Raw genomic sequence first — 11,243 nt, 5'->3', positions numbered from 1 at the left:
GGTGGTATAGCTCAGTTGGTTAGAGCGCAGCATTCATAATGCTGAAGTCGGTGGTTCAAATCCACCTACCACCACCAAATTTCCAAACCCGCAATGCGCAAGCACGGCGGGTTTTGTTTTGGGCAGCCCCAAAACTGGCGCAAGGGCTTTGCCTTCAGAACATCGCCAGGTACAGGATCAACGCCATACAGACCGCTATCACCGTCAGCGTGCTGGCGATGACATGGACTTCCTCCGGGCTGAATTCGCTGCTTGCCCCCTGTTCGCCCAGCATTTGCTCATGCATCACGGGCATTTCCAGTACAGCCAATGGATTGGTGGTTTGGCAAATACTTGCCGCGTTGGATGGATGCATGGATGGCCTCGGTAGATCTTCAAATTCGATATGTGAATTTTGAAACACCCGACGCCGAAGATCGTTGCGGCAATGTGAACTCGCAGGCTGGACTGCCAGGCCACTTGTGTTGTAGATGCAGCAGGCCGGCCCGGCCTCAGCCTGCGCGCCCCGTCTCTTCCAGCCCGCGCCCATAGTTGAAGGCCCAAACGACAAACTGGTCAGAAGGCATGGGCCTGGCAATGAAGTAGCCCTGCGCGACATCACAGCCCAGCTGGGCCAACCGGTCCCAGTCGCCTTGGGTTTCCACACCTTCGGCTACCGTTTTACGGCCCAGGTCATGCGTCAGGTCAATCGTTGATCGCACGATCAAGCCCGAGTCCTTGTCGATCGACATGCCACGGATAAACGATTGGTCGATTTTGATGAAATCCACCGGTAATTTCTGCAGGTAGCTCAGGGATGAGTAGCCCGTGCCGAAGTCATCGATGTAGAGGCGAACACCCTCGTCCTTTAACTCCTGGAGGACTCGCATGGCCAGCGGAGCGTCGTCCATGAGTGCCGTTTCCGTAATTTCCAGTTCCAGAAACCCTTGTGGAATCGCAAAGTTCTGATGCAGTTGGCGGATGCGCGCCACCAGGCTTTCGTCACGCAGGTTTTTCGCCGAAAGATTGACTGCGATCGGTAGCGCCGTGCCCTGCTTCTGCCAGTCCTGTATCAGTTGGGCCGCCCTGTCGATGACCAGTTCTGTCAAGGGTTTGATCAGGCCGGTGTGCTCGGCCAGCTCGATGAACTGCATAGGCGGAATCAAGCCATGTTCGGCGTGTGGCCAACGCACCAGCGCCTCGGCCCCAACAATCTGGCGGCTGCGCATGTCCACTTTGGGCTGCAGGTGCAGGATCAGGTCGCCCGCGTCAATCGCCCGCCTGAGCGCACCCGCCATGTTCAAACGCTTGGGCCTGGCGCTGTCCAATTGCGGCTCGTACACGGCGTGGGAATGGGGGCTTCGTTTCGCCTGCCGCACCGCAATGTCAACATGCCGCAGAAGATCATGCACCGAGCTGCCGTGCTGCGGATAGACGACGATGCCTGTTTTGGTGGTGACATCCAAGGCGATATCGCCAATCGGAAATGGTTTGACCAAGATGCTCTCGATGCGCTGCACCATGGCCTCCGCAGTGGCGCGGTCGCCTTGCCTCAGCAGCACGGCAAATTCATCACCACGCAGCCGCGCTAAAACCGAGCCGTCCGGCGCCACCATGCGCAGCCGCTTGGCAAACTCCGTCAACATCTCATCACCTTGGGCAAAACCTAACGCGTCATTGATTTCGCTCAAACGCTCGATATTGGTTTGCAGTACGACGAACGGCCTGGAGCTTTCTTTCCCATGGTCAATCGCCTGGTTCAGCAACTCTATGAAGAACGTGCCGTTCGCCAGCCCTGTCAGCGCATCGATGTGCGTCAGACGAAACGTCTCCAGCTCAGAAGCCGCACGGGCCGCGCGCGCGCGTTGGCTGGCGATGCCAAACGCCAGGTCCTCAGCCGACGCCATCAACAGCCGCACCTCGTCGTCACCAAAGGCATCGACTTCTTCGGCAAAGATGGCGAGTGAGCCAATCACCTCACCGTCTACATGCAGCGGGCATGCGATACAGGTACCGTTGCCCATCAGATGCTCTCGCCACGGCGCGTAGTGCGGGTCCGTCAACATGTTCTTGGCCACCTGGGGCAGGCCGGTGCGGATGGCTTTGCCTATGGCTCCGCCGCCATGCGGCCCATCGGCCCAGGATGTCCTGAGGTTTTGCAAGCGCTGAATGCCCGGCAGATAGCCGCTTTCCGCCACCACCTGGGTCGATTGCGCTTCGTCGTGCAAGCGGTACCAGACCATGGCGATCGGGTAGCCGCCGGCCTCCACAATGGCCTGGCACATCGAGTCCAGCAAGTGCGCTTCATCGGTGGAACGCAACATGGCGCTATTGCCAGCGCTGAGTGTCTTCAAGGCCCGTGTGACGCGCTCGAGTTCCTGCACGCGGTGGTTGAGCTCGGCGTTCAGATTGCCGATTTTTTCCTCGTTCAACTTGCGTTCGGTAATGTCTATGCCAAGCACGTAGTAGCCGATCACGTTGCGCTGCGCGTCGCGCTTGGGCACGTAATTGATCGACTGCCATAACGCTGGGCTTGGCTGGTAGTCGTACTGAAAGGTTTCGCCCTTCAGTACCCGCTCGATATTCACCTGCGCAATCGCATAACGCGTCTCGCCCAGCACCTCACGGATGTTCAAGCCGGTGATCGAGCTTCTTTCTGGCATGAAGCGCGCCAGATACTGGTCGTTGACGTAGACGTAGCGCTGGTCCGCCCCCACGTAGGCAATCATCGCGGGAACACTGTTCATGATGTTGCGCAGATGCTCCTGCATCTCCTGCAGCTCATGTGTTCGTTCATTCACATTGCGTTCAAGCGCCGCGTTCTGCTGCCGAATACTTTGCTTAGCAAGATGTTCGACGGTGATGTCGCGAAACACCAAAACCACGCCAGTGACCTGGCCCGCAACATCCACCACGGGTGCTGCGCTGTGGCCCAGCGGCAGCTCGCGGCCATCGGGCCGGAGCAACAGGGTGTCGTTGGACAAGGCCTGCGTCACCCCCGTTTCAATCACTTTGGCAACCGGCCCTTGTGTTGGCAAACGCGTACTTTCATGGATGACATGGAACACCTCATCCACCAAACGCCCGCGCGCGTCGGCACCTCGCCATCCAGTCAAACGCTCGGCCACCGGGTTCATGCGCGTGACACGGCCCTCGGCATCGGTCTCCAGCACCGCGTCTCCCAGCGAGCGCAAAGTCGTCGACAAACTTGCCTCGCTCTGGGCCAGTGCGCGCTGGGTCCTTTCGTTGTCCCTCAACTGCCGGCGGATCAAGGTGTAGATCTGTGCCAGCAGTCCGGCCAATAACAGCCCCAGCATGACACTGATGGCGTAGACCGTTCTTTGCTTTTCAAGCTGGCGCGCCGTGTGCTGCTCCAACGCGATCTGTGCATGCTGGTTCATGTCCTGGAACAAGGCAAAGTTGCGTTCGCGCGTTTCTGGCAGCGCGGCACCTGCAGCGTAGCTACCGGCAGCCTCTCCTCCCTGGGTTGACCGCAGAACACCAATTTGTTTTGCAATCGCCAGACGTTGATCGATCACTGTTCGAAGATTGCGCCAGCGCTCGGATTGCCCCGCATCACCAGCCACCAACTCCTTCAACTGGACCAAGGCTTCTTCTCGCGACGCAATGACCTTGTCACGCTCTTCCAGCAGTTTTTTATCGCCAGAAAGGCGGAAATTCTGCGTGGTGAAACTCACCTCCAGGGTATCGGCGCGGATTCGTGCAATCAGGTTCAGTGTCTGGTGGGTACGTGCCACCAGGTCTGCCGCGTCGGTGGCGTCTTGCGCCATGCGCCAAATGGCCGTGATGAGAGAGGCGACAACAAAGACCGCCGCGCCAAATGCGATCAAAACCTTGCGAGAGAAGCTCGATTGCAATCCTCGGGTTGGGGACAAGTCAACTCCCTCCAGAGTAATAAAAGTCTGGTGCGGCCGTTATAGCGCATACCCATTGAAGTTACACATTGGGGTTTCATATCTTGCAGATGGAGGGCGTCGCCGCCGACCGCCAAAGCCACGTCTCACTAGAGGTTTGCGCGGCTATCGGCCACGCGCCATGGTCCGCAGACCACCTGTAAGAGTTGACAGGTTTTCAAGCTCGCGGTGCAATGACGTAAACGACCTACTTCGACGGCAATGCATTGGCAGCTTTTGTCCTCAATGTCGCGGCGGCATGTGCTTCTGGCTCTCCGTTGGGGTCTGCCGCTTTTCGGAATCTTGGTCGTGGCGGTGCTGTGGGTCGCTGGCTTGGCGCTGATGGACCTGGACCGGCAGCGCACCGAAGAACTCAGCTTTCGCCGCTCCGAGGCCTCGACCCAAGCCTTTGAAGCACACATCACACGGCGCCTGGAGCAAATCAGCCAACTGGCCGGTTTTGTGGCACTGAACAGCGGCGACGGAACCGCTCAACCCGCGCTCGCCCAGTTGGTGCGACAGTCGCTGAACAACCAGCCAGATCTCAAAAGCCTTTATCTGCTGGACGCCGAAGGCAAGCTGCTGGCCGCAGCGCTTGACCAGGGCAGCACTCGCACCAGCACCGGGTCAGCGGCTGACAGGGCCTACTTTCAAGTGCACCGCGATGGCAAAGTCCAAGGCCTGTATGTAGGAGCACCCACCTTCGGGCGGGTGTCGCAATCCTGGGTACTCCATCTCAGCCTGGCGCGCAGGCAGGCTGACGGCTCCTTTGCTGGCGTTGTCGTCGCGACGGTCGACCCCGCATTTCTGGCCAATTTCTATACCGAGGCGCAGTTCGGCAAATCCGGCCTGGTGAGCTTGACCGGGCTGGACGACTGGGTGATTCGTGCCCGGCGCTCTGGTGACAGAGTGTGGTTTGGCGAGCGCGCGGGCAATAACTTCCTGGTGGAACAAATCAGCAAAGCGCCAGCGGGCGTCTATTTGACCCCGAGCAAACTCGACAACATCAACCGCTACATGGCGTATCGCGTCATGCCGCAATACCGCTTGGTCGCCTACACCGGGCTGTCGCAAGACGAGGTGCTCAGCAGTTACTTTCAACGCCGGGGCAAGCTCACCGATTTTTTGTGGGCCAGCACCTTTGTGGTGTTGGTCGCCAGCCTGGCCTTTTTAGTTTTGGTCGAACGCCTGCAAGTCAGCCGATGGCGCGCCGAAGATGCGGAAGACCGGTTCCATGCGGCGTCTGATGCCCAGTTGGACGCATTCTTCATTTTTTCGGCGAAACCGGCTGAGGACGGAAAGTCGACAGACTTCATTTGTGACCACGCCAACCCGCGTGCGCTCAAGTGGCTGGAGCGCAGACGCGACAAGGTGATAGGCCGCTCGGCCCTGTCGCTGGTACCAGCGGCGGCGCGCCCCGCGCTGCAAGCGGTCTATGAAAAAGTCCTGACCACAGGCACCCCGCTTGAAGAAGAGTTCACCTTGGTGACCCGTCAGGGGGCCTATATGCGGGTGGTGCAGCAGGTGGTGCCGCTGGGGCCCGGCCTGGCCGTCACCATGCGCGATGTCACCCACGACCGCGCCCGAGAGACGCTGCTGAAACAGCAAAAGCTCGCCCTGGAGACCAGTCAAAGAAGCCTCGCGGCCATCACCAACAATGTGCCGGCCTTGATTTCCTACGTCGACAGCGCGCAAAACGTGATGTTCGTCAATGAGACCTACACCCAATGGTTTGGCCAGCCCGCGTCTTCCATCCTGGGCACGCAGTTGAGCGACCACTGGTCTCCATTGCTGTACGCACAACTCATCCCCTATGTACTGCGGGCGTTGGCCGGCCAGCGGGTGGAATTTGTGGGAGAGCGTGAAACCCTGCGTGGCACACGTGTCATGCAAAACACCTATGTGCCGGATGTGATTTCTGAAGGCGTCGTGCGCGGCATCTTTATTCTGTGTGCCGACATCACCGACCTGAAACGCACGGAGCAAGAGTTATCCCAATTGCTGCACACCGACGCGTTGACGGGACTGGACAACCGCCTCAGTTTGACAGCCCACCTGCCAAAAGCCATTGCACGCTCCAAGCGTGCGGGCCGAGGCATCGCCCTGCTCTTTCTGGATGTGGACAGGTTCAAGAGCATCAACGACAGCCACGGCCACGCGGTGGGCGACGCGGTTTTGAAGGAAGTGGCGCGCCGACTGAAGCTTGCCGTGCGCGCCGCCGACATGGTGGCGAGGCTGGCAGGAGACGAATTTGTGATCTTGCTGGAAGCGCTGGAAGACGCAAAGGAAACCGAATCCATCGCCCGCAAGGTAGTGCACCAGTTTGCCGACCCCATCATGCATGGCCGCGTATCACTGCAGGTGACCATGAGCATCGGGGTCGCTTTTGACAACAAATGTGTGTTGACTGGAGAAGAGTTGCTCGACGCTGCGGACGCCCAGCTCTACGCCGTGAAGGCCGCCGGCCGAAACGCGTTTTCTGTTTCGGTGCGCTGACACCGGGTTGGCCTTCACCGAAAAGCGCCGCTTTTCTACATTTCCTACAACTTGTCCCGATGTGGCACCGCACGCCGCACCATGTCGCAGAAATATTCGGCTGCGGGTGTCAGCGGCAGGCCGTGGCGTTGCACTAGGCAGACCGCAGGCGCGGGCAACTGCTCCTTGATCTGTATGGCGTGCACCGCGTCGCGCAGCAGCGGCGATTGGGTCCATTGCACGGGCACCATCATCAGCATGTCTGAATAAACCACGCCACTCAGAAAGGTCAGCGCCGAATGCGCCTGCATCACCAGGCGCGGCGCGGGCAGGCCGTGTTGCGCGAACAGCGGGGCGATTTCTTCTTCGGCTTTGTGGGTAATGGACGAGGTGATCCACTCGGCCTGTGCCAGCTCTTTCAATGAGCGCGCGTTCGCCAGCGGGTGGCCTTTGCGGCAGATGATGAGCCGGGTGTTGTCGAACAGCTTTTCCATCGCCAACTCGGGCGCGATCTCCAGCGGCGCGGGGCCCACATAACAATCGATGTGACCACTCTTCAGGTCGGCCTCGATGGTGGGAAACACCGCATCCAGGATGTCCAGCGAGACCTCCGGGTACTTCAGCCTGAACGGCCGCAGCGCGTGCGGCAGCAGCGCGATGTGCGCCACGCTGGACAGCGCCACTCGCAGGTGCCCATGCACCTCACCACGCAGTTGGTCCAGCTCTTCCTTGGCACGGCGCAGCTCGTTGCGCACCGAGCTGGCACGCCGCTCAAACACCTCGCCCATGGGCGTGAGCACCACACCGTTGGGACGGCGCTCGAACAAAGCCACGCCCAGCTCTTTTTCCAGTTCCTGGATGCTGCGGCTGATGGACGGCTGGGTGTTGCCCAGTTGCCTTGCGGCGGCGCGCAGGCTGCCGCGCTCTGCCACGGTGAGGAAGTCTCTGAGGGCGGCGAATTTCATGGTGGCTTACTTTGTGAGCGATAGATAAACGGCATCACTCTACAAAAAAAAGCGTCTTCACGCATCCCGGTGCGATCCCTACATTCCAGTCTCAGAACGTGCCCAAGACAAACGGAGACAAGACTGTGGACAAGAACAACGAAACACACAACATCGTACGTGTGCCGGTATTGGTCGTTGGCGCCGGGCCGGTAGGCCTGGCCACCGCCATCGAACTCGGCAGCCGCACCGTGCCCTGCCTGCTGATTGAACGCAACGACCGCGTGGGCTACGCGCCCCGCGCCAAAACCACCAATGTGCGCACCCGCGAACACATGCGCCGCTGGGGCATAGCCAAACAATTGCGCGCCGCCTCGCCGCTGGGGCTGGACTACCCCTCCAACGTGGTGTTCTGCACCAAGCTCTCCGGCCCCGAACTCACGCGTTTCGAGAACGCTTTCTACTGCGCTCCCGGCCGCAACCCGCTTTACTCGGAACACGCACAGTGGATTCCGCAGTACAGCGTGGAAGAAGTGATGCGCGCCCATGCAGAAAAACTGCCCGGCGTGGCGCTGCGCTTCAACTGCGAGCTGCTGTCGTTCACCCAAGGTGACGATGGTGTGTATGCCGTGGCACGCGACCTGACCACCAAGCAACAAGTCCACATCCACGCCGACTACCTGGTGGGCGCCGATGGCGCGCGCAGCCTGGTGCGCGAAGCCATGGGCGCCAAGCTCGAGGGCACTTACGGCCTCTCGCGCAACTACAACGTGGTGTTCCGTGCGCCGGGACTGGCGCAGGCGCACCAGCACGGCCCGGCCATCATGTATTGGCAGGTGAACCAGGACGTGCCCAGCCTCATAGGCCCCATGGACCGCGGCGACAAATGGTTCTTCATGCCCACACAGGTCGACCCCAGCGTGAAGCTGCAGCCGGCCGATGCACCCGATCTGATCCGCCGCGCCACTGGCATCGATTTGCCCTATGAAGTGTTGTCCACCGACGAATGGGTGGCCAGCCAGTTTCTCGGCAACCAGTACCGCAGCGGCCGCGTCTTTTTGGCTGGCGACGCTTGCCACCTGCACCCGCCATTTGGCGGCTACGGCATGAACATGGGTGTCAGCGACGGTGTCGATCTGGGCTGGAAGATCGCCGCCGTGCTGCAGGGCTGGGGCGGTGAAACACTGCTCGCCAGCTTTGAGGCCGAACGCCGCCCGGTGCACCAACTGGTGCTCGACGAGGCCGTGGCCAACCACACCTTGCTGGGCCGCCAACTGTGGCAGGACGGCATGGACGCCGACAGCCCCGCCGGTGCCGCCATACGCCAAAGCGTGGGCGCGCGCATCCAGAGCGCCAAGATACGCGAATTCGCCACGCTGGGTGTGGTGCTGGGCTACCGCTACGACCACTCGCCGGTGATCGTGGCTGACGGCAGCCCCGCCCCCGGGCACGACTTCATCAACTACCGCCCGACTTCGCGGCCCGGCGCCCTGGCGCCACACGCGTGGCGGCACGACGGCAGCTCGCTGTACGACCACTTTGGCAGCGGCCTGACCTTGCTGGCCCACCCATCGGCCCCCAAAGACGAGATCGAAAATGCCCGCCAGCGCGCTCTGCAACTGCGTGTGCCGCTACAAATCTTGCGAGCTGAAGAAGCAGGCATCGCCGAGCTCTATCCCACGCGCTACACACTGATCCGCCCCGACCAACACGTGGCCTGGCGTGGCGACAGCCTGCCCGCCCCAATCGATGGACTGCTGGCGCACATCACTGGCCGCTTGGCACAAGCATCCAAAACATCTGCAGCCGCCGCACTGGAGGTGAATTGATGAACGCCGCCGTCCACTCCGTACACCGCTTCGTGTTTTCGGTGCCCGACCTGGCTGAGGCGCAAAGCTTCTACACGGCCTTCGGCTTGGACGTGGTGCCACTCGACGGCAGCCTGGCCTTGCGCACCTTCGGCCACGCGCATACCTGGGGCACGGTGCTGCAGCACGGCGGCCCCAAGCGCCTGCTGTATGTGAGTTACGGCGCCTATGCGCGTGAGATCGACGCCCTGCACAGCCGTGCCGCCGCCGCAGGCGCGCTGATCGACTGCCCGGCCCACGCGCGTGGTATGGCCGACACCCAGCAGGGCTTTTGGCTGCGCGAACCCGATGGCATTCCCGCGCAGATTTTGGTGACGGACAAGGTGTCGCCCTCTGCGGCCACCGTCCCTTCGCCCACCACCCCAACGCAGCCCGGCCAAGCGGCCGCGCACCCGCGCAGCCAAACCAAGCCCGTGCGTCCGCGTTACCTCTCGCACATCCTGCGCTTCACGCCCGATGTGCCTGCCATGACGCGTTTCTGCGCCGAGGTGTTAGGCCTGCGCCTGTCGGACCGCTCCGGCGAAATCATCGCCTTCATCCACACGCCCCACGGCAGCGACCACCACCTGCTGGCCTTTGCCAAGAGCCACGCGCCCGGCCTGCACCACAGCAGTTGGGACGTGGGCAGCGCGGACGAAGTTGGCCTGGGCGCCGAGCAAATGCGCGCCGCCGGCTGGGACCAGGGCTGGGGCCTGGGCCGGCATGTGCTGGGCTCTAACCACTTTCACTACGTGCGCGATCCCTGGGGCAGCTTTTGTGAATATTCCTGCGGCATCGACTTCATTCCGCCCGGCCTCGAATGGCCTGCGGCCGACCACCCGCCCGCCGATGCGCTGTACGTCTGGGGCCCGCCACCGCCGCCCGACTTCATCACCAACCACGAATACCCGGCTCCTTGAAAATTTTTTGACCCGAGAGAAACCATGAGACTACTTGCCTTCCTCCACCCCACCGACAAAACCCCGCGCCTGGGCGTTCGCAACGGCGACACCGTGGTCGACCTGACGGCCGACGGCCTGCCCGCCACACTGGACGAACTGCTGCGGCAAGGCGATGCCGGCATGGCGGCGGCGCGCGCCGCCGCCGCGCGCGCCGGTACCCGTTTCGGTTTGGAAAACATCACGCTGCTGCCCCCCGTGGCCAACCCCACCAAGGCCTTTGCCATAGGCCTGAACTACATAGACCACGCCAAGGAAAGCAAGTTCGACCTGCCGCGCCACCCGGTGATTTTTCAGCGCTTTGTGTCGTCCTGGGTGGCACACGGCCAGCCGCTGGTGCGTCCACATGTGTCGCACCAATTCGACTATGAAGCGGAAGTGGTGGCGGTGATTGGCAAGGGCGGCCGCTACATCTCCAAAGAGCGCGCGCTGGAACATGTGGCTGGATACTCCATCTTCAACGACGGCTCGATACGCGACTACCAGACCCGATCCGGCCAATGGATGTGGGGCAAAAACTTTGACGCCACCGGCGGCTTCGGCCCCGAGTTTGTGACCGCCGACGAGTTGCCCCCAGGTGCCGCCGGCCTGCGCATCAGCTGCCGCCTGAACGGCAAAACCCTGCAGGACGCCAACACCCGCGACATGATCTTCGACGTGGCCACCCTGGTGGCCGCCTGCTCCGAAGGCATGGCGCTGCAGCCGGGCGACATCATCATCACCGGCACACCGTCTGGCGTAGGCCTGGCCCGCAGCCCGCAGGTGTGGATGAAGCCGGGCGATGTGTGCGAGATCGAAGTCGAAGGCATTGGCACACTGCGCAATCCCATCGTCGACGAGTCGTAAGACTACACACCGAAAAAAAATAAACAGGAGACAAAAAATGCAACGACGCGACTGCCTGAAAACCGGACTGAAACTCAGTGCCCTGGGCGCACTCACGCTGCTGGGCACGGCTGCCTGGGCGCAAGCCCCGACCCACGTCAAAGGCCCGGTGCGCATCACCAGCACCCTGCCCTCGGGCAGCGGCCCCGACGTGGTCGCTCGCCTGGTGGCCGACAAACTGCAAACCCGCTGGAGCATGCCGGTGGTGGTCGACCCCAAGCCCGGTGGTGCGGGCGCGGT

The 11,243-nt window shown here is 61.6% G+C and carries 7 protein-coding genes, 1 tRNA gene and 1 pseudogene; 6 read left to right on the top strand and 3 right to left on the bottom strand.

The window, feature by feature from the left end; all coding sequences use genetic code 11:
- Positions 1-77 (top strand) — tRNA-Met (locus tag ACFQ95_RS25770).
- Between the two features lie 77 nt (positions 78-154).
- On the opposite strand, the gene ACFQ95_RS25765 is transcribed toward ACFQ95_RS25770, so the two are convergent.
- Positions 155-355: a hypothetical protein gene (locus tag ACFQ95_RS25765; protein ID WP_422835799.1), complete on the bottom strand. Its 201-nt coding sequence runs from the start codon at positions 353-355 to the stop codon at positions 155-157.
- Positions 356-491: 136 nt separating this feature from the next.
- Positions 492-3,875, bottom strand: a complete 3,384-nt coding sequence (locus tag ACFQ95_RS25760; RefSeq protein ID WP_422835797.1) for an EAL domain-containing protein — start codon at positions 3,873-3,875, stop codon at positions 492-494.
- Between the two features lie 327 nt (positions 3,876-4,202).
- Between ACFQ95_RS25760 and ACFQ95_RS25755 the strand changes: the two genes are divergently transcribed.
- On the top strand, positions 4,203-6,389 hold the full coding sequence (locus ACFQ95_RS25755) for a diguanylate cyclase domain-containing protein (RefSeq protein ID WP_422835795.1): 2,187 nt from the start codon (positions 4,203-4,205) through the stop codon (positions 6,387-6,389).
- Between the two features lie 44 nt (positions 6,390-6,433).
- Here the strand turns inward: ACFQ95_RS25755 and ACFQ95_RS25750 are convergent, their stop codons facing one another.
- A complete protein-coding gene (locus tag ACFQ95_RS25750; RefSeq protein WP_422835793.1) occupies positions 6,434-7,333 on the bottom strand; it encodes a LysR substrate-binding domain-containing protein in 900 nt (299 codons plus the stop codon).
- A 125-nt stretch (positions 7,334-7,458) separates the two neighbouring features.
- On the opposite strand from ACFQ95_RS25750, the gene ACFQ95_RS25745 reads away from it, so the two are divergent.
- The 4 genes and pseudogenes from ACFQ95_RS25745 to ACFQ95_RS25730 all read left to right on the top strand — a co-directional run.
- On the top strand, positions 7,459-9,141 hold the full coding sequence (locus ACFQ95_RS25745; RefSeq protein WP_422835791.1) for an FAD-dependent monooxygenase: 1,683 nt from the start codon (positions 7,459-7,461) through the stop codon (positions 9,139-9,141).
- Positions 9,141-10,079, top strand: coding sequence for a VOC family protein (locus ACFQ95_RS25740; RefSeq protein WP_422835789.1), 939 nt, complete (start codon positions 9,141-9,143; stop codon positions 10,077-10,079). Before ACFQ95_RS25745 ends, ACFQ95_RS25740 begins: the two co-directional genes overlap by 1 nt.
- Positions 10,080-10,103: 24 nt before the next feature.
- Positions 10,104-10,964 carry a fumarylacetoacetate hydrolase family protein gene (locus ACFQ95_RS25735; RefSeq protein ID WP_422835787.1) on the top strand — a complete coding sequence of 287 codons (861 nt, stop codon included), beginning with the start codon at positions 10,104-10,106 and terminating at the stop codon, positions 10,962-10,964.
- Between the two features lie 37 nt (positions 10,965-11,001).
- Positions 11,002-11,243: pseudogene (locus tag ACFQ95_RS25730) on the top strand (tripartite tricarboxylate transporter substrate binding protein); the annotation flags it as partial.

It is taken from the genome of Variovorax sp. HJSM1_2, from assembly GCF_049316285.1.
Taxonomy (GTDB): Bacteria; Pseudomonadota; Gammaproteobacteria; order Burkholderiales; family Burkholderiaceae_C; genus Rhodoferax_B.
Note: the sequence above shows the minus strand (reverse complement) of the source record. Positions and strands in the feature narration are given on the sequence as shown.

Excerpts from the sequence above, each read along its gene's own strand:
- ACFQ95_RS25765 (WP_422835799.1), bottom strand. The coding sequence starts at position 355 with ATGCATCCATCCAACGCGGCAAGTATTTGCCAAACCACCAATCCATTG.
- ACFQ95_RS25750 (WP_422835793.1), bottom strand. The coding sequence starts at position 7,333 with ATGAAATTCGCCGCCCTCAGAGACTTCCTCACCGTGGCAGAGCGCGGC.
- ACFQ95_RS25740 (WP_422835789.1), top strand. The coding sequence starts at position 9,141 with ATGAACGCCGCCGTCCACTCCGTACACCGCTTCGTGTTTTCGGTGCCC.
- ACFQ95_RS25735 (WP_422835787.1), top strand. The coding sequence starts at position 10,104 with ATGAGACTACTTGCCTTCCTCCACCCCACCGACAAAACCCCGCGCCTG.